Below are 18,896 nucleotides of genomic sequence, written 5' to 3' on the forward strand. Positions count from 1 at the left end.
GACACTTGAACCAAGTGATACCTTCCTTCGCCGTCATGTTGGTGTGACAGAAACCACAGTTTCTGAAATGCTTGCTACGATTGGGTATAAGGAATTGGACGATCTCATCAATGATGCAGTACCAGAAAACATTCGGTTGCGGAAGGAACTCAATTTACCAAAACCAATTGGTGAATATGCACTCCAAAAAGAATTAAAAAAAATCGTTTCTAAAAACAAAATTTATAGATCGTATTTAGGTCTTGGTTACTATTCTTGTATCACTCCACCTGTGATCCAAAGAAACATTCTGGAAAATCCAGGTTGGTATACTGCTTACACTCCTTACCAAGCAGAAATTGCACAAGGACGTATGGAAGCACTCATCAACTTCCAAACGATGATTACGGATCTTACGGGAATGGAAATTGCAAATGCTTCCCTTCTTGATGAAGGAACAGCAGCAGCGGAAGCAATGAATATGTTGTTTTCATTGAAAGATGATGCACAAGGAAAATCATTTTTTGTATCCCAATCCGTTCACCCGCAAACCTTAGATGTGATCCGCACACGTGCAATTCCGCTAGGAATTAATATTGTTGTAGGCTCTTTCAAAAAGATGGTTCCTTCCAATGATTTTTTTGGAGCGATTGTCCAATACCCATCCACTGATGGAACCATTTATGATTTTAGCGAATTCATTGAAAGTCTGCATAAAGTTGGTGCCAAGACGGTTGTTGCTGCTGATTTACTTGCACTCACCATTTTAAAATCTCCTGGTGAAATGAATGCAGATGTGGTTGTAGGAACCACACAACGGTTTGGTTTGCCACTCGGATTTGGTGGACCACATGCTGGTTACTTTGCAACCAAAGAAGAATACAAACGCAATATGCCAGGCCGTCTCATTGGAGTTTCCAAAGATTCACAAGGGAAACCTGGTTACCGCCTAAGCTTGCAAACACGGGAACAACACATTCGCCGTGACAAAGCAACATCTAACATTTGTACAGCGCAAGTATTACTTGCCGTATTATCATCAATGTATGCCGTTTACCATGGACCAAAAGGACTCAAACAAATTGCCTCTCGTGTCCACCGAATGACAACCATACTTGCCACAGGACTCGAAAAGTTAGGATACAAAATCATTTCCAATCCATACTTTGATACCATTCGGGTTGAGTTATCCAAAATATCCTCTGCTGAAATCATCCATTATGCAGAAGAAAGAGAAATCAATATCAGACAAGTTTCTGGTCACGTGATCAGTATCTCTTTAGATGAAACAACCAACTTAAAAGACATCAAAGATTTATTAGAAGTATTTAATGAAAACAAGGCACTTCACTTCCCGTTAGAAGATCTAACGACAAAAGAAGAGTGGAAAATTCCAGAACTACTTGAGAGAAAATCGAATTACCTCACTCACCCTGTGTTTAATAGTTTTCACACAGAAACAGAGATGTTACGATACATTCGAAGACTGGAAGCAAAAGATTTATCGTTAACCACATCCATGATTGCATTAGGATCATGCACGATGAAACTCAATGCATCAACTGAGATGTATCCAGTCACATGGCCAGAACTTTCTAATATCCATCCTTTTGTTCCAGAAAACCAAACAGAAGGATACAGAACACTTTTTAGCCAATTGGAAAAATGGTTATGTGAAATCACTGGATTTGCTGAGGTATCACTCCAACCTAACGCAGGTTCACAAGGTGAATATGCGGGACTACTCGCCATTCGAAATTACCACCAAAGTCGAAATGATATGCACAGAGACATTTGTCTCATTCCAATTTCTGCTCATGGTACAAACCCGGCATCTGCCGTGATGGCAGGTTTCAAAGTGGTTCCAGTGAATTGTGATATCAATGGAAATATCGACGTAGATGACTTAAAGAAAAAGGCCATAGAATACAAAGACAAGTTAGGTGCCTTAATGGTGACCTATCCTTCCACACATGGTGTCTTTGAAGCATCCATCAAAGAAATTTGCCAAACCATACATGACAACGGTGGCCAAGTGTATATGGATGGTGCCAATATGAATGCGCAAGTTGGTCTAACACGACCAGGTGATATTGGTGCAGATGTATGCCATTTGAACTTACACAAAACATTTTGTATCCCTCATGGTGGTGGTGGACCAGGTGTTGGTCCCATTGGAGTTGCCGAACACTTAGCTCCATTCCTTCCAGGCCATAGCCTTGTAGAAAATGGATCCAACAATAGCCAGTGGGCTGTGTCAGCTGCCCCATGGGGATCTGCATCAATCATTGTGATCTCTTGGGCATACATTGCGATGTTAGGTTTTGAAGGTCTGCGATATGCAACCAAAATTGCCATCCTCAACGCAAACTACATTGCCAAAAAACTAGAGAGTGCTTTTCCCGTGTTATACAAAGGGAATAAAGGTCTTGTTGCTCACGAATGTATCCTTGATATGCGTGGATTCAAAAAAACAAGTGGAATCGAAGTAGAAGATATCGCCAAACGACTCATCGACTATGGTTTCCACTCACCTACAATGTCATTCCCAGTCCCTGGAACACTCATGGTTGAACCTACGGAGTCCGAATCCAAAGAAGAATTGGATCGTTTCATAGACTCCATGTTATCCATAGCAGGTGAAATCAAAGACATTGAATCCGGTGTACTTTCCAAAGAGGATAACCCTCTTAAGAACTCACCCCACACAGCAGACATGGTGATCAGTGATGCGTGGAACCATTCGTATCCAAGAGAACGTGCGGCTTACCCTCTCTCTTGGTTACGAACTCGTAAATTCTGGCCTAGTGTGGGTCGTGTCGACAATGTATATGGTGACAGAAATCTAGTTTGTTCTTGTATTCCGATGGAAAACTACGTCGTTTCCTAAGGGCAATCTAATTTATGTTTTACGAAAAACATATCTTTGTTTGTGAAAATCAAAGGGCACCCGGCGAACGGGTGTCTTGCGGGAACCAAGGTTCGATTGAACTTCTTAAACTATTAAAACAAAAAGCGGCTAAAGCAGGAATAGAATACAAATTCCGAGTCCAAAAATCTGGTTGTTTGGATCGTTGTGAACTTGGACCCATCCAAGTTTCCTATCCCGAAGGGAAATGGTTTGCAATGAAAACAGAAGCGGATGTCGATACCATTTTAGAATTCTATCTAAAAACCAACCAACCCGAAAATTACGAACATCTGATTGTTTCAGATGACAAAGGTCTCTAATAACGCGAACAGAATGCACTCCTAATATGAACTTTTGTTAGGAATTTTTTTTAAGTTTTAGGGAATGGATCGTCAACCAATTGGATTTGTGATAGGTTGGCGTCAATGGGTGGCGGGTGGATAACCCCACCCATTGTCAGGGCGGGGAGATAATTTCCGCAAAATCCTCAAAAAATCCCACTTGACCAAATCCCCTACTCCACTCCAATTCCTCCACCTATGAAAAAAATTTCCCGTATCCTCTTTATCTTTTTCGTAACACTATTCCTCCTCCTCACGGTAGTTGTCTCTGCAGTATACCTAATCAGTAATCGTCGCATGGGGAAAACATTCACTGTGAGCCAAACCCCAATTCCAAAATTCAATTCAACCCAAGACCTTTTGGAAGGAAAACGCCTTTACCAATCTCGTGGTTGTGCGGATTGCCATGACGTCGATGGAAGTGGTCGAACATTCATCAATGACCCAGCCATTGGCACACTTTCTGGTGCTAACCTAACGGCTGGTATTGGAGGAATACTCCAAGAAAGGAGTGATGAAGAATTGGCGATCGCGATACGCCATGGAGTTGGCAAAAATGGACGTGCCCTCATCTTTATGCCATCAACAGATTTCCAAGGGATGACAAATGAAGATGTTGGGAAATTAATCTCCTACCTTCGTTCAACACCTGCTGTGAACAAAGAACAAGGGGAAATCAAACCAGGCCCATTGGGTAGATTTTTATTTTTAATAGGAGAAATTCCAATTCTTGTATCAGCAGAACAAATTGATCATGATGTGAAACATCTAGAAAATTTGAAACCAACTGTATCCTTAGAATACGGGAAGTATGTAGCAGCAACCTGCACAGGATGCCATGGGTTGCAATTGATCGGTGGACCCATCCAAGGTGCTCCTCCAGAATGGCCACCTGCACAAAACATCACGAAGGTGGGACTAAACCATTATTCTGAGAGCAGTTTTATCAAAGCCATCAGAACAGGCAAACGTCCCGATGGATCTGAAATGAAGTTCCCTATGCCTTGGCAAAGTTTGGCAAAACTAACGGACACAGAACTCAAAGCACTTTGGATGTACTTACAATCCATTTAAAAAATGGTTTGTTCCGTGCCCAATCAGGAAACAACGTATCTAATTTTCTTTTTCGAAACTCAGTTCCACTCCATTTTCGATCTCTTTGATGGATTGGAACTGAACGATTGAATTCCCTTCCAACGCATTAGAAAGTTCTAAACTAAATCCTTTTGTTTTGATCATTTTACTTCCTGGTGTCCAAGAACCTGAGAATTGCTTTACTTCTTTATCATTTAACTTTAATTTTGCGATAAAGTCTTGTCCATTACCGGAAATTTCCATTTGTAAATTTTGGGGACCCAGTTTAGGATTCCAATACATCGAAGACCACTTACCAGTAAATTGAGTAGGCAACTCTTCCAAAGACATCGCTCTCTTTTTTACCATCTGTTTCGGTTCATTCCAAAATACAGATACAAAATTAGAATCCTTAGATTCAGATCCAAACTCTGATTTAGAACGTACCGAATATAAATACAAATCTCCTGATTTACCAGGGAATGGTTCTGTAAAATTTGTTTTTTTGCCTTCTACACTCGAAACAAATTCCAACTTTCCAGGTTTTCCATTTTGAATGGGTTTTCGGTAAATGTAATATTCAAAACTATCCTTCACAACATCCCATTTTAATGACACTTGTTTGTCCTTTCCCACTGGATTGGAGATTAACTGTTTCGGAGCAGCCAAAGTAACTCCTCCTGCACGTTTTGTAAGGCCAGGATCTGTTTTCCCAAATGCAACTTCACTCGGCTCCGCATAACCCATGTCATTTGCTGCTATCACAGTATAAATATATGATTTTCCATTTTGAATGGTTGTATCCGCGTCGGTATACGAAGTTCCGGAAACTTCAAATTGGCCTGAAGGTTCTGCATTTTCATCAAAGCGAAATAAAAAATAATTTTTCGCGCCAGGGGCCGCTTTCCAACTCAATAGAATTTTATTCGCATAATCTCCATTGGTTGCTGAGAGTTGGCTCACTTGGTTTGGTAACAAATTTTGATTGGCTACTTCTACTGCAATTGAATCACTCCAATCAGTGGTAAGTTTCGAACTGAGCACTGCACTTACTTTGTAATAATTCACTTCACCTGATTTTGGAGATGTATCCACAAAATCAGTGGATTTCGTACTTCCAATGGTTTTCCATTTAAAAGATGAGTCTGCTTTCGCAATGGAATAGTTTGCCGCTCCATCTATTTCAGACCATGTCAATTGCACACTTGTTGCATTGCCTGTTGAAAAAACTATTCCCGATAAACCGACAACTTGTGTGACATTTCCATCGTTTGTTGACTCGGATGAGGTAAAACCTTCCACTTCTAAAGAAGCCACTGATACTTCATCGGATCCAATTGCTAAAATTCGATATGAATAACTTGAATTAGGCGATACTGCCAAGTCGGTAAAACTTGGTTTATCAGAATATGCTAAGTCAAAAAAATCAGATTCTTCCTTTCTTTGAATTAAATATGCTACGACAGATTCTTGGTGATTCCATGTGAGTAAAATTTTATTATTAAAATCACCTTTGGATACTTTAATTTCAGTTGGAGGGAGAAGTGGTTTTTTAGTTGGACTTACATTGACTGTCGGTGTTTGCGTGTTTTGTGGTGCTGGTTCATCAATGATGGCATAGGTTTCTTGGCCTACTTTTGCAAGGATAGAATACGAAACCCAACCAAAACCTTTGTCACCCCAATTGGTTCCCCAAGAATTTTGTAATTTAAATGCACCTTTTTTGCCTGATTTGGATTTTTTGTTATCGTCATAACCTACAATTGTCATGGCATGCCCACCATAACTTTGCCCACCATTCGCATCGTAAACCGCATCTCCTTTTAACTTATAGAATGCGTCATCAATAATCATTCCCACCATCACAACATTTTTGCCAGCTAATACACGTTTTATCTCATCTGGATTTTTAAAATTCAATCGAGAAAACGATTTAATTTTATACTTCAACGCTTCTCTTTTTGAATCTGCGGATGGTTGAGATAAATAATCTTTATCCGTGTAAGGCATGGAACTCCAAGGTGCCACTCCATTTGATTTTAAAAATTCCATCGTTTTGTAATAATACAATCCCTTGTCTTCACCACCATTCTGTTGGTTGTAAATAAATGCTGGCGAAAAAACATAATTCCCTTTGCCACCAGCAAAGGGAGGATCATAGGATGTACTTTGGCCGTTATTTTTCAAAAGATATGATTTGATCGCATAACCAGTTGCCCACGCCACACAACTATTTTGTCTACCTTGGTTCCCAACCGGTGGCATTTGCGAAGATAAATCGATTGATGATGGTAAGTCCTCAAAAGAATTAAAATCTCGTTTGAGAGGGATTGTATCTTGGACTTCTTTTGGGCTTGGGATATAACCACAAGAAAAGGTACCAGGTTTACAACCCGGCGAACGTACGCTACTTGGATCAAATTCTTCAGCAACAATTGTATTGAATGTGAACAATACAAATCCTATTATGATTGTTTTGAGTTTGAGATTCATGGTTTCATCCTTTCTATAGATTCAATGATTGCTTTTTTATGTACCCATTCTGGTTGATTGATTTCTTCTAATTTATAATAAAACTTTGATTTGGTGGAACTGTACCGAAAATTCACGAAGTTATAACTAATTCCGGTAATTTGTTCTTTCGGAATTTCTTCATAGGGCAATTGGTGGATACCTTTTTTGAAAAGATCATTCATCCATTTTTGGTACAACTTGTCTGGAATTTCTTTTGTTTCTTCCAAAACCAATTTTCCATTTTTGATTATCTTTCGAGATAGAAAAATTTTTTTTACATCCGTAAAGAGATGAAACTTTTTTGCATAACGAAATTCTGGTGCCACTGCTCCAGAACTTTCTTCCCAGGTTAATTCCATCGGTTTCCAATTCCCTTTATGGTTTTTATAATTTCTCTTGAAGTTAGAAAGTTGATTCGAATCCGTTTTTTCATTTCGATTTTTGGATACTGGTTTCGAACTCAGCTTTGTATTTGTTTTTTTGGTTTGGGATGCTTCAGTATTTTTCTTTGATGCGGAAGTTACAGACGGATTTTTTGATTCCACTGTTGTTGGATTTGCCACCACTTCTCCTCCGAATGAAAACCATAAGGACAAAGTTAGAAATATCTTTACAAAGAATACCAAAGTGGATCGATTCCATCTTGTTTTAAAAAGAAAACAAGACATTTTTTCAAGGGAAAACGGTGTTCGAGTCTATCGATTTGAATATGTTTGCAAAAAGGGAATTGGAATGGTTTTAACTACTTCCAATCTCTGATTTCAACCATTTTTTCTCACCAATAGACCTCTTCATATTTTCAATGAGCGCAACAGTGATATTGGTATTGAGTTTCACCATGTCCGGGTCTTCGGCCACAAGGATCATTTCATCAATAAGATAATCTATTAAGTTCTCAATCGATTTCCTTCCAGAAGGATCTGTTGCCATCGCAACTGTTGCTTGGGACAAAGCTGTGTAAATGGTCAAACTTATTTGTTTGGTGAGATTTGCCTGCATTTCTTTTGGAAGTAAAGAAATAGGTTTCATATTGGCCGACACTCGTTCTGAAACTTCAGTCACTAAGTTTTGGATCAACGCTTGTAAGTTAGGATTTTGAGCAGACTTCGCTATGTTTTTGATCGCTACCTTTTTTAACTCGGTACGATTTTGGTCAATGGCATTCACCAATTGGTCAAGTGAATTGCCAGATTTTACTTCATTCTGCATTTCTGTTAAAATTTGGATCGTAACAATATCAGAAATTTCTTCTTTGATGATATTGGAATAATACCGAAGAGTTTTACTGATCAAATCATTCCCTAAAATTTTGGTGAATTGATTGGTTTGTAACATTAAATATATTTTATAAACACGAACCAAACGAAAGAATCGAAATTCAACAATTGGGATAAGGCCTAACACATCGTACCAATGGTAAATCGGATATAAAAACCATGCAATGTAGGTTTTATTTTTGATAGCGAGTAACCAACTCAAAACAAATTCTGCCAAAAAGAAAAATAAAAAAGGAGCATCTAACAACAAATAGTTGTTTACTGGACTTCCATCAGAAGCGATAGAACGGTAATAATTGAGTGAAAAATATTCTCGAAAATTTTGATTAAAAAAATCAATTTTTTGTTCTAAAGACCTGTTTTGGTCTCTCCAAAACCATGCAAAGGCTACAACAGTAGAAGGAATACGATCACGACCTAAGATTGGATCAAGTTCCTGTCTTAATTTTAAATCTCGCGCTTTTGTTTTATAGGGTTGGTATTCGTTTTTTATTCCTGATTGGATATCCAATAAAAATTGCGTTTGTCCAGACATTGCAAAGGGATTGGTTTCAACAATCTCTAACATCCGTTTGTCCATTTTTTGAATGATGGAGGAAATTTCTTTTGCTTCGTTTGTTTCAATACTCAACCGATTGATAAAAGCATACTTTTCAGAAAGTTCTCCAAGTGTTGTGATTTCATCTGTTTCTTCCATCACACTGAAAAAATCATTCAATTGTGCGAGTATCTCTTCTACTTTTTTCCTTCTGGATTGAACATCCTCAATTTGAAGTGCCAATTCAAAATTGACATAAAGTGAATCAAATTTCTCGTTTGCTACTTGGGTTTTGAGAGTTGTTAGTATTTTATAAATTTCTTCTCTCGTATTTTTTCTTTGTGATTCACGAAACTCATCATCTCGCAATTGTGTGAGGTATTTGAGGTCATCCACCAAATCAGTGTAAGCTGTTGTAGTCCTATGTGGTTCTATTCCTAATATAGGTTTGTCATATAATGTGAGGATCTCTGGAAATTTGTGAAAGTAAAAAGGCCTCATGCTCAAATAACTCAAATCAAAAATGATGAGAGCCAAGTTTCCTAGGACAACAAACACCATGGTGATGTCCCATAATAGTGGAATTCCCAACTTGTGTTTTTTGATCAAATCCCAGGAAATCATAGTTTTACCAAGGGTAGACTTCCTCTACCCCATCCTTTTTACATATTGCGGCGGTACTGGCCTCCCACTTCATACAAGGCATGGGAGATCTGCCCTAAAGACGCCACTTTCACTGTTTCCAGTAACTCTTGAAAGATATTTTCTTTGGCACGTGCCACTTGTTTTAATTTTGTGATCGCAGCTTCGGTTTTGGAAACATTTGCTTTTTGGAATGCCTTAAGATTGCCAATTTGTTGCCTTTTCTCCTCATCTGTTGAACGAATCACTTCTGAAGGAATGACTGTCGGCGAACCATTGCGATTGAGGAAGGTATTCACACCAATGATCGGATACTCTCCTGTATGCTTTAAGGTTTCATAATGGAGAGATTCTTCTTGGATTTTATTCCTTTGGTACATCCGTTCCATGGCACCGAGCACACCACCACGTTCTGTCAAACGGTTGAATTCGGTTAGGATTGCTTCTTCAACCAAATTTGTTAGTTCTTCGATGATGAAAGCCCCTTGCAAGGGGTTTTCATTTTTTGCAAGACCTAACTCGCGATTGATGATGAGTTGGATGGCAACAGCGCGGCGCACTGATTCTTCTGTAGGAGTTGTGATTGCTTCATCATAGGCATTTGTATGAAGGGAATTACAGTTGTCATAAATGGCATATAATGCCTGCAATGTGGTTCGAATATCATTGAAGTCAATCTCCTGGGAGTGAAGTGACCTTCCCGAAGTTTGGATGTGGTATTTCAACATCTGTGATCGTTCATTGGCACGGTATTTGAATTTCATCGCTTTTGCCCAAATCCGACGAGCCACACGTCCTATGACCGAATACTCTGGATCAATTCCATTCGAAAAGAAGAACGATAAGTTTGGAGCAAACTCATTGATATCCATCCCACGGCTGAGATAGTATTCAACATAAGTAAATCCATTGGCTAATGTAAATGCCACTTGTGTGATTGGGTTTGCACCTGCTTCCGCTATGTGATAACCACTAATCGAAACAGAATAAAAATTACGAACTTGGTTTTGGATGAAATGGTGTTGGATATCACCCATCATCTTTAAAGCAAATTCAGTGGAGAAGATACAAGTATTTTGTGCTTGGTCTTCTTTTAAAATGTCCGCCTGTACTGTCCCTCTCACTTGGGACAAAGCTTCTTTTTTTAATTTTTCATAGGTTTCTTTGGGAAGGACATCGTCTCCTGTCACGCCAAGTAACAATAACCCTAAACCGTCATTTGACTCTGGCAATGCACCATCAAACTTTGGAATGGCGACACTTCTAGAATCATAAATTTGTTTGATTTTGGATTTGATTTCTTCGGTTTTCCCTTCAGATCGAATGTACTTTTCACAAGCTTGGTCGATGGCTGCATTGAGAAAAAAAGCAAGCACCATAGGGGCTGGGCCATTGATTGTCATAGAAACGGAAGTTGTTGGATCACAAAGATCAAAACCGGAATACAGTTTTTTTGCATCATCTAACGTTGCAACATTGACACCTGAATTTCCAATTTTACCATAAATATCAGGCCGGATGTCAGGGTCTTCTCCGTACAAAGTAACTGAGTCAAATGCGGTTGACAGACGTTTGGCGGGCATTCCTGAACTTAAGTAATGAAACCTTCGATTGGTCCTTTCAGGGCCACCTTCTCCCGCAAACATACGAGTTGGGTCTTCTCCACTTCGTTTGTAAGGGTATACACCTGCTGTATAAGGAAAAAATCCTGGGAAATTTTCTTGGTAAGACCATTCCAAAATATCTCCCCAATCGACAAATCGAGGAGTCGCAATTTTTGGAATTTTTAGATGGCTAAGGGATACGGTATAATTATCAACTTTGATCTCTTTCCCACGAACAAAATAGGAATATTGGTCTTTACGAAACGATTCAATGGTTTCAGACCAAGATTCAATGATCTTTTTCGAATCAACAGACAAAGAATTCCATACCAATTGGTATTCCGATTCTAGATCAGTGACAACCTTTCCTTTTTTAGAAAGTTGAGAAATAGCACCTTTCAGTTGATAGGCGGTCCTTGCTAATTCTGCTTCTTGTTTGATCCAATCTGCATTTCGATTGATTTCTTCTTTGATTTCTGTTAGGTAACGAACCCGGTCAGGAGGAAGGACAACTGATGCTTCTCTACCATTTTGATTTTTTTGGTATTTTGATTTCCAATCCAGTTTTGACTTTTGGATCACAACACCAATGAGGTGTGCATACAATTCGTCCGTACCTGCATCTTGGAATTGGGAAGCAATGGTTCCAAATACCGGCATGGCATCAATCGGATCATTGAATAAATTGCGGGACCTTTGGTATTGTTTTTTGACATCACGTAACGCATCAAGTGCTCCCCGTTTGTCAAATTTATTGATCGCAATCACATCGGCATAATCGATCATATCAATTTTTTCTAATTGGGTAGCAGCACCATACTCAGGTGTCATCACATACAACGAAACATCTGCGACTTCTGTGATTTCAGAATCACTTTGTCCAATTCCCGCTGTTTCTACGATGATCAAATCATATCCAGCTGATTTTAAAATTTGGATGGCACCTTTCACACTACGATTGAGTGCAATATTTGCTTCTCTCGTGGCAAAGGAACGCATGTACACCCTTTCATTAAAAATGGAATTCATACGAATTCGGTCACCGAGAAGTGCCCCACCCGTTTTACGTTTGGAAGGATCCACAGATAAAATTGCAATTGTTTGGTTTGGAAAATCATCCAGATACCTACGGACTAGTTCATCGGTTAACGAAGATTTACCGGCACCACCTGTTCCTGTAATTCCAAGGACTGGGATAGTTTTTTTAGGAGTGGGAAAATCAAAATTGATTGAATAATTTGTTTTTTCCTGTAAAAGCGAAAATTCCATCTGTGTGATGGCTTGTCCCAATGCTAAATAGTTTTTCTTTTGGATATGTGACGCCAAATCTCCGTTAAATGACAGTGGCGTAGGGAAATCAGATTGTTTGACAACATCGTTGATCATCCCTTGTAAACCTAAGGTTCGACCTTCATCGGGGGAATAAATATGAGCAACACCATAATTGTGTAAACCTTGGATCTCTGAAGGTAAAATTGTCCCGCCTCCACCACCAAACACACGTATGTGGCTAGCACCTTCTTTTTTAAGCAGATCAATCATGTATTGGAAGTATTCTACGTGACCACCTTGGTAACTAGTGATGGCGATCCCTTGGACGTCCTCTTGGATGGCACATTGGACAATCTCTTGCACACTACGATTATGACCTAAATGGATCACCTCTACCCCACTTTGTTGTAAGATCCTTCGCATGATGTTGATGGAAGCATCGTGACCGTCAAAAAGGGAAGCCGCCGTGACAAAGCGGATTTTGTTTTGCGGGGTGTATGTCAAAATTTCGGTGCTCATAGAGAACAACGTTCTATAATCACGGGTAGGGATTCAATATGAAAATGTGACGAGAATGACATAACTTGTCAAATCATGCCATAGATTCAAAAAAAGGTCTAGCCTAAAGGATGGATTCTGCCTCTTTCATCAGCTCTCGGACACGATTTTCCAACATTTCTGTCAGTTCTTTTGCAGCTTTTTTCTCAGGTCCCGTAGGAAATTCTGAAGGTAGGATGGGTTTCCCGATTTGGTACCTGATTTTGGTTTTGAATGCATCACCCGTGAGAAAGGCTTTGGGTTTGGACATATTGGTCGCACCGACGATCCCTGATGGGATGATGGGAACACCAGCTCGGATCGCAAGTTTAGCTGCCATGGCGCGGAAAGGTTGCAATTCCCCCGTTTCGGAGCGAGACCCTTCTGGATAAATGGAAAGTAATTCTCCGTCCTTCATTAGGTCGACCATATAGGTTTCCAATTTTTCGTAATATTCCATCGCTGCCCGTTTGTCCATCTCTGATTCTTTGGCTGCATTGCGGATGATGGGCATACTCCCCCAATTGATCAGGTTTTTTTTCACCACGCTTCCAAGAGAGTTTAACAGGATTTCGATGACCGGTTTTGTGAGGCTTAACGGTGGGTATTGGAAAGGAGAGTTTTTATGGTTTAAAATGGCAATGATCTCTTCTTGTGGGTGAAAGAGTTCATATTTGCCCAAATAGACAATTTTCCGATCGGCAAAGGCACCTTGCACAGGAATGTCCAAATAATCTGTGTGATTGGAAATGATGAGAGCCCCACCCGATTCTGGGATATTCTCCGATCCAGCCACTTTGACATCGTAAATGAGCTCCAAAAGGTTACGAAGGATGGTTTTTGGCACTTCCCGAGGGATTATGAACAAACTTTCGAGGATATCAGCTGGATTTTGGTTAGGTTCCATAGAAACATCACATATTTCAAAATAAAACTTTATGAAATCAAGTTCGATTTTCATCTTAGATGGAAAATCCTATGAACGAACTTTTGATCGCAAATGCCTCCTTTTGGTTCTCTTCTGGCCCACTTGAATCCTTACATTTCTTAGATCCATCCCTTGGGGGAATCTTATATGTGATTTCTACCATCTGCCATTATTTGGGTGGGAGTAGTTTTTTCCTCGGTCTTATCTCTTTCGTTTATATTTATTACCGCCCAAAACTAGCATTTGAACTATCCTTGGGTTTACTCACTTCAGGGATCGCTGTATCCTTATGCAAATTTTACTTCGAAAGTCCAAGACCATTTCCATATCCAGAGGCTTTTGATGAAAAAGCTTTCGGTTTGCCTTCCGGACATGTTTATTCAGCTGTTGTCGTTTGGGGTCTGTTAGCTTACCGAATTCCCAAACTATGGTTTCGCATTGTTTCGGTCCTTATCATTGCACTCATGCCATTTTCGAGAATGTATCTCAAAGTACATTATTTAGGAGATGTCACTGTTGGATTCGGCTTAGGAATTATACATCTAATCATTGTTTTATTGTTATTAAATCAATTTTATCCACCAATGAAAGAAAAACCATTTTTCCAAACAATACAATACCGTACATTAGGTTTGTTGGGAATTGTTGTAACACTTTTTCCTATTACCTTAGATTCGCCATTTTTATCGGAAGAACACCACCATAGTTTATCAGGAGTACTAATGGCAAGTGGAGCATTAGGTGGATTTTGGCTTGGAATTTTATTTTACCCAAGGCTCAGTAAAAAAGAATTTTTGAACTGGAGTATGCCAAACTTCAGTCTGCAATTTGGTTCAGATTCTTTTGGGATATTTTGGAAAACCTTTTTCGTACGACTCCTTGTCTTAGGAGCAATCATTTTACTCCTTTATGTTGTACCAGGAATTTTGATTAAAAAATCCATTTGGAAAGATGATTTATTTTTGAGATACATCCGTTATTTAGTGGTGGGATTTGCCTTAGTTTGTATCGTTCCTCTTGTCTTACAAAAGATACAAAAAGGAAAGTTTTTGCAAAACTAGTACATGCAAAAAATCAAAAAAATCTTCCAAATTCTAAAAGTGGAACTCATGAAAGAAGGAGTTTTAAAAAACTCTTTCTTTGTCAGCAGTTCTAAAGCGATATCCGCTATTACCAATTTAGTATTTATGATTTATTCCGTAAATTTGCTTAGCAAAGCAGAGAATGGAAAACTCCAATACTTCTTGGGATTTTTACCTGTTGTACTTGCGGTTGCCGAATTTGGATTGCCAAATGCCCTCATTAAATACATCTCCCCTTTGGCGGAAAAAAAAGAAAATCCTGGAGCAATCTTAAATGCTTCCCTTCGTATTAAGTTTTATTCTTTTTTATTTTTATCACTGATCACCATCATTGCCTATTTTACGAGTGATGAAAATTATTTAGTCCTTTTATTATTATTATTTGGTGGGATCATCATTTCCTTTATATCTTATTTTGAAAGCCTATTTGTATCGTATAGAAAGTACAAATCCTTATCTTTATGGAATCCTCTTCCTAATATAGTTCGTTTGTCATTACTCATTTATTTTTCCGAAACGAATGCGCATCCATTAACTTATATGGATATCTTGGCCATATTTTGTATTGCGCCAATTTTTGTTTTGTTTCTCTTTTTTCTTTTTTTTGGTAAGGAAGAAATATCGTTTTCCGCAGAAGCTTCTGAAATCCGCTCCAATGAAAAAAAATTATTACTCTTCAATTTATGGGCATTTGCTGCTTCGATCTGTGCAATTTTATCAGATCGACTAGAAATATTTTTTTTAAACCAGTTTCATCCCCCTGAAATTGTTGCAGATTACGGAACCGCCTTACAGTTGTTTAGTGGATTTATCATCATCCTGGCTACATTTAATTCAATCATCTATCCAAAATTGGCACGACTTGCAGAAACTGAAGAATTCCCAAGTGTTCTCAAAAAATCCGTTTTTCTCGGTGGTATGATTGCGATTGCTTTATCACCAGGAATTTTATTAGCAGAGCCCATCTTGACTTTGTTATTCGGAATGAAATACACAAACTCAATTTCCGTGTTTAAAATACTGTATCCAAACTTTTTATTACAGTTAGTGTTTGCACCTTTAGGAACAGCATTATTTGCTTTGGGTTTACCAAGGTTATTGGCAGGACTTGCATTATTACGTTTGATTTTTGGAGCTATATTTGACTATTGGATCATTCCTGATTTTGGTGCGAATGGAGCTGCAGTATCTTTATTTTTAGGTCAAATTGTATCCTGGTTATTACTGATTGGATACTTTATGGCTTATTTTCGGAAATAACATACTCATATACTTTTTTGTAATTTTGAATGAGATTTTCCCATTCATTGGGACTTAAGTTAGACTTATAAATTTTTTCATAAGCTTCTTTGACCGTTTTCCCTTCCGCCAAATATTCTTTAAATTTCAATAGTACTATTTTGAATTGGATTGAGTCATTTTTAACATCATACTCACGATTGATTTTTACACCTGATGATATTTCGAATTCTCTGATAAAAATTTCAGATAAAGCTAATATTCCATAACCTTTTGGAGATTCAGGTTGAAAGTTTGTTCTAGTTTTTGCCCAAGTTAAAAAAAAGAGGGAAGGCACAGGGGGATATTCACCTAACATTGATTTATCCGGGAATAACAATTTTTGAGAGTTTCTCACAATCACTCTTGCAAATTCTTTTTTCCTTCGAAGGGATAAGTTTGAAGTTTCCATATGGAGCAAATACGAAACAATTACTTCTTCTTCTTTGCTATGGTCAGTTTTTTCAAAAAATCGACTTAGGTCATAGGAAAAACGAGTGTCAGCTTCTCGGTAAGAAAAAATAACAAGTAGAAGAGGGAAAATGAGAAGAAATCCGTGTCGATATTTCAAAAGTATTTTCTTCATCCCTTTTAGTATCGGGATAGTTTCTCTCCACTTTCTGTCTTTTTTTCCGAACCTTTTTGCTCAAACGTATTCTGATGCTGTTCGTGACGACGACAGAGCAAACCGTGATTTCGGACGAGTGATTCCCAAAGAGAGAAATCCTCGTTTACAAAAGGACAATTCTCTCAACGGATTTGGAAGTGAAACTTCCTTCATTACGGGTGGTCGATTCCAATCTCAAAAAGGTGGGATCGATTCGGAAAAAGCAAATCGATACCATTCAGAAGGTATGGTCACAACACCTACTCTTTTTTCCTACCAAACAACAAGTGGAAGTGTTGGACTCTTTTTGGCTCCTCGTGTCGTTTTGTCCGAAAGTCGTGTGACAAATAAAGAAGTGCGAACGGTTTATGATTCAGAAGTTTCCTTATTGTGGAATCAGGAATTTGCCAAAATCCAATTCGCAATGGAGGTTGGCCGAGGTTATAATAGGTTAGATCGTTATGGTTTTATATTTGTGGGCATGGCAAATTTTGTATCCATGTCCCTCTTCACAAATTCCGGTTTTCGCATAACAGGCATTCGTTTAAATGCAAAACCTGAATTGGAAAATTGGTTTGGTCCACCATGGACTGGGTATCGGAGAGAATTGTACGGTGGAAGGATTTCTTCCGAGAATATCCTATTTTGGAATGAGTTTCGACTCTTTCATTTTGTGTATGAAGACCCAAATCACAATACAAATTTTGTCATTGGCTCTGGGCAAAGGGTCTCAGGACGTTATTCTTACAGTGGAATTGAATTTTCATCCAAACCATTTTTTGAAACTTGGGGATTGGATTTCGCACTCATCCGACTTTTGGGTGAATCGAAGTCGTCCAGTTCACCTTGGTCCGAAACCAAAATCGCAACAAATTCCCATTTGGCATTTTTCTCAATACATTCACAATATGAGAAATTAAGTTTTGCCTTAGCAGGGTTTGTCACGAAAAAAGATGAAAAGGATCGACTTGATTCAAATAGCAATGGTTATGCGTCTAGTTTTGCAGAACCTAGAGTTTTAGGAGGATATTCTTCCTTTTTATTATACCAATCTTTGGACTTTGTACACCCACCGCTCTTTCGTGAACGCGCATTAACTCAAAATCCCAATTTTGAAAACAAGGGAATGCAAATGTTTGGAATCCAATTGGGATGGGATTGGAATTCATGGTTTCGCAGTGATTTGTTTTTGAACCGGGCTGATTCCATTTTAGGCAAAGGGACCGAAGCCATTCTTAAATTCAGTCTCTCAGCAAAAGAATATGGAAATCTGGTATCACAATTCAGTGTATCCTATACTGAGATGGATCCTCGCACACAAAAAGTTCTAGTAACTGAACCATTTACCGAACAAGAACCTAACAAAGAATATATGAGAGTTTATGTTTCGTTAGGAATTCAGTTTTGATGGTTTTGGCCAGCGATTCGATTCCATGTTTTAAAAAATCGAACTTCATTCCCCTTTTCATTATACACAATCGAATCAATATTCATTTTTGCTAAAAATATCCCTCGTCCGCTAACTAAATTGGCACTTGGATTTTCGATTGGATTGGGAATTTGGCTGACTGCAAATCCATTTCCTTCATCACGGATGACGACAGTCACTCCTACATCATCCATTAGTAATTCAACAAACACAGATGAATTGGTATCAGCACACCTTTCATCAACAAATTTAAAATAGTCCTGATTGGCCTCTAAACATTCCTGTTTTTCAGCATAACTCACCCCAGCGACTCCATGTTCGATTGCATTTGCTAAAAGTTCATACAGAACAATTTTGATAGAAATTAAATCTTCAGGAGTGGCATGAGGAGAATTTAATATTTGTCTGGTTAAAAATGCAATGTACGAAGTTAGTTTTTTGATTTTTGGTTTTAATTTGATTTTGCAATCACCACTGAATTGGGTGATTTCTCCACTGTTATAAAGTAAAGTGAGATCGATGTCAGCATTTTCAAATTTTTTGATCCGTGAACGGAGTGCTTCCATTCGGAATGGTTTCAAAAAAAAGTCAACCGCTCCCATACGAAACACATCGATCGCAATTTGGATATCACTATCTCCCGTGATCACGAGAAATGGAGTTTGATTTCCATCTGCCCTTAATTTCTGGATAAATTGAATCCCATTTAATTTTGGTAAGCTGATATCTGATATGATTAAATCAAATGTATTTTGGTTGGAAATGGCAAGTGCCTCCATCCCATCAGAGGCAAGTGTGACATTAAATTCGTCTTTGAAGTATTCCCAAAACAATTCGCGGATTGTTTCTTCGTCGTCTACAAAAAGGATTTTCATATGATAAG

Annotated in this window: 14 protein-coding genes; 7 read left to right on the top strand and 7 right to left on the bottom strand. The window is 38.5% G+C overall.

The window, feature by feature from the left end:
- Positions 1-67 precede the first annotated feature (67 nt).
- The 3 genes from gcvP to LEP1GSC202_RS04310 all read left to right on the top strand — a co-directional run bounded on the left by gcvP (position 68) and on the right by LEP1GSC202_RS04310 (position 4,305).
- Complete coding sequence (gcvP, locus tag LEP1GSC202_RS04300; RefSeq protein WP_244147690.1) at positions 68-2,869, top strand: aminomethyl-transferring glycine dehydrogenase; 2,802 nt, start codon at positions 68-70, stop codon at positions 2,867-2,869.
- Between the two features lie 14 nt (positions 2,870-2,883).
- Complete coding sequence (locus LEP1GSC202_RS04305; protein ID WP_015676612.1) at positions 2,884-3,210, top strand: (2Fe-2S) ferredoxin domain-containing protein; 327 nt, start codon at positions 2,884-2,886, stop codon at positions 3,208-3,210.
- 318 nt (positions 3,211-3,528) lie between these two features.
- Positions 3,529-4,305: a c-type cytochrome gene (locus LEP1GSC202_RS04310; protein WP_015676789.1), complete on the top strand. Its 777-nt coding sequence runs from the start codon at positions 3,529-3,531 to the stop codon at positions 4,303-4,305.
- Between the two features lie 39 nt (positions 4,306-4,344).
- On the opposite strand, the gene LEP1GSC202_RS04315 is transcribed toward LEP1GSC202_RS04310, so the two are convergent.
- Both LEP1GSC202_RS04315 and LEP1GSC202_RS20180 read right to left on the bottom strand, forming a co-directional pair.
- A complete protein-coding gene (locus LEP1GSC202_RS04315; protein ID WP_015677527.1) occupies positions 4,345-6,798 on the bottom strand; it encodes a C1 family peptidase in 2,454 nt (817 codons plus the stop codon).
- Complete coding sequence (locus LEP1GSC202_RS20180) at positions 6,795-7,178, bottom strand: hypothetical protein (protein ID WP_015677563.1); 384 nt, start codon at positions 7,176-7,178, stop codon at positions 6,795-6,797. Before LEP1GSC202_RS20180 ends, LEP1GSC202_RS04315 begins: the two co-directional genes overlap by 4 nt.
- 82 nt (positions 7,179-7,260) lie before the next feature.
- On the opposite strand from LEP1GSC202_RS20180, the gene LEP1GSC202_RS20185 reads away from it, so the two are divergent.
- Positions 7,261-7,578, top strand: coding sequence for a hypothetical protein (locus LEP1GSC202_RS20185; RefSeq protein ID WP_015677044.1), 318 nt, complete (start codon positions 7,261-7,263; stop codon positions 7,576-7,578).
- Here LEP1GSC202_RS20185 and LEP1GSC202_RS04325 read toward each other — a convergent pair.
- From LEP1GSC202_RS04325 to LEP1GSC202_RS04335, 3 genes are all read right to left on the bottom strand, one after another.
- The gene (locus LEP1GSC202_RS04325; RefSeq protein WP_015677004.1) at positions 7,558-9,258 is read right to left on the bottom strand and encodes a hypothetical protein; all 1,701 of its coding nucleotides are present in this window, start codon (positions 9,256-9,258) and stop codon (positions 7,558-7,560) included. The genes LEP1GSC202_RS20185 and LEP1GSC202_RS04325 overlap by 21 nt on opposite strands.
- A 38-nt stretch (positions 9,259-9,296) precedes the next feature.
- A complete protein-coding gene (locus LEP1GSC202_RS04330; RefSeq protein WP_015676543.1) occupies positions 9,297-12,671 on the bottom strand; it encodes a methylmalonyl-CoA mutase family protein in 3,375 nt (1,124 codons plus the stop codon).
- Between the two features lie 103 nt (positions 12,672-12,774).
- Entirely contained in the window at positions 12,775-13,596 is an 822-nt protein-coding gene (locus LEP1GSC202_RS04335; protein WP_039928553.1) for a lysophospholipid acyltransferase family protein, read from the bottom strand.
- Between the two features lie 71 nt (positions 13,597-13,667).
- Here LEP1GSC202_RS04335 and LEP1GSC202_RS04340 point away from each other — a divergent pair, with 71 nt between their 5' ends.
- Positions 13,668-14,678, top strand: a complete 1,011-nt coding sequence (locus LEP1GSC202_RS04340; RefSeq protein ID WP_015676755.1) for a phosphatase PAP2 family protein — start codon at positions 13,668-13,670, stop codon at positions 14,676-14,678.
- 3 nt (positions 14,679-14,681) lie between these two features.
- Entirely contained in the window at positions 14,682-15,959 is a 1,278-nt protein-coding gene (locus tag LEP1GSC202_RS04345) for an oligosaccharide flippase family protein (RefSeq protein WP_015676931.1), read from the top strand.
- Here the strand turns inward: LEP1GSC202_RS04345 and LEP1GSC202_RS04350 are convergent.
- The gene (locus LEP1GSC202_RS04350; RefSeq protein WP_039928162.1) at positions 15,937-16,563 is read right to left on the bottom strand and encodes a hypothetical protein; all 627 of its coding nucleotides are present in this window, start codon (positions 16,561-16,563) and stop codon (positions 15,937-15,939) included. The genes LEP1GSC202_RS04345 and LEP1GSC202_RS04350 overlap by 23 nt on opposite strands.
- Between LEP1GSC202_RS04350 and LEP1GSC202_RS04355 the strand changes: the two genes are divergently transcribed.
- Positions 16,520-17,992 (top strand): hypothetical protein, encoded by a 1,473-nt coding sequence (locus LEP1GSC202_RS04355; protein WP_015676765.1) that lies wholly within the window; start codon positions 16,520-16,522, stop codon positions 17,990-17,992. The two genes, LEP1GSC202_RS04350 and LEP1GSC202_RS04355, sit on opposite strands and share 44 nt — an antisense overlap.
- On the opposite strand, the gene LEP1GSC202_RS04360 is transcribed toward LEP1GSC202_RS04355, so the two are convergent.
- Positions 17,983-18,888, bottom strand: a complete 906-nt coding sequence (locus LEP1GSC202_RS04360) for an ATP-binding protein (protein ID WP_015677387.1) — start codon at positions 18,886-18,888, stop codon at positions 17,983-17,985. The two genes, LEP1GSC202_RS04355 and LEP1GSC202_RS04360, sit on opposite strands and share 10 nt — an antisense overlap.
- Between the last annotated feature and the right edge of the window lie 8 nt (positions 18,889-18,896).

This window comes from Leptospira yanagawae serovar Saopaulo str. Sao Paulo = ATCC 700523 (assembly GCF_000332475.2).
Taxonomy (GTDB): domain Bacteria; phylum Spirochaetota; class Leptospiria; order Leptospirales; family Leptospiraceae; genus Leptospira_A; species Leptospira_A yanagawae.

Coding starts and splice junctions, on each gene's coding strand:
- gcvP (WP_244147690.1), top strand. CDS start 68: ATGCTTGCTACGATTGGGTATAAGGAATTGGACGATCTCATCAATGAT.
- LEP1GSC202_RS04305 (WP_015676612.1), top strand. CDS start 2,884: ATGTTTTACGAAAAACATATCTTTGTTTGTGAAAATCAAAGGGCACCC.
- LEP1GSC202_RS04310 (WP_015676789.1), top strand. CDS start 3,529: ATGGGGAAAACATTCACTGTGAGCCAAACCCCAATTCCAAAATTCAAT.
- LEP1GSC202_RS04315 (WP_015677527.1), bottom strand. CDS start 6,798: ATGAATCTCAAACTCAAAACAATCATAATAGGATTTGTATTGTTCACA.
- LEP1GSC202_RS20180 (WP_015677563.1), bottom strand. CDS start 7,178: ATGGAATTAACCTGGGAAGAAAGTTCTGGAGCAGTGGCACCAGAATTT.
- LEP1GSC202_RS04325 (WP_015677004.1), bottom strand. CDS start 9,258: ATGATTTCCTGGGATTTGATCAAAAAACACAAGTTGGGAATTCCACTA.
- LEP1GSC202_RS04330 (WP_015676543.1), bottom strand. CDS start 12,671: ATGAGCACCGAAATTTTGACATACACCCCGCAAAACAAAATCCGCTTT.
- LEP1GSC202_RS04335 (WP_039928553.1), bottom strand. CDS start 13,596: ATGGAACCTAACCAAAATCCAGCTGATATCCTCGAAAGTTTGTTCATA.
- LEP1GSC202_RS04340 (WP_015676755.1), top strand. CDS start 13,668: ATGAACGAACTTTTGATCGCAAATGCCTCCTTTTGGTTCTCTTCTGGC.
- LEP1GSC202_RS04345 (WP_015676931.1), top strand. CDS start 14,682: ATGCAAAAAATCAAAAAAATCTTCCAAATTCTAAAAGTGGAACTCATG.
- LEP1GSC202_RS04355 (WP_015676765.1), top strand. CDS start 16,520: ATGAGAAGAAATCCGTGTCGATATTTCAAAAGTATTTTCTTCATCCCT.
- LEP1GSC202_RS04350 (WP_039928162.1), bottom strand. CDS start 16,563: ATGAAGAAAATACTTTTGAAATATCGACACGGATTTCTTCTCATTTTC.
- LEP1GSC202_RS04360 (WP_015677387.1), bottom strand. CDS start 18,888: ATGAAAATCCTTTTTGTAGACGACGAAGAAACAATCCGCGAATTGTTT.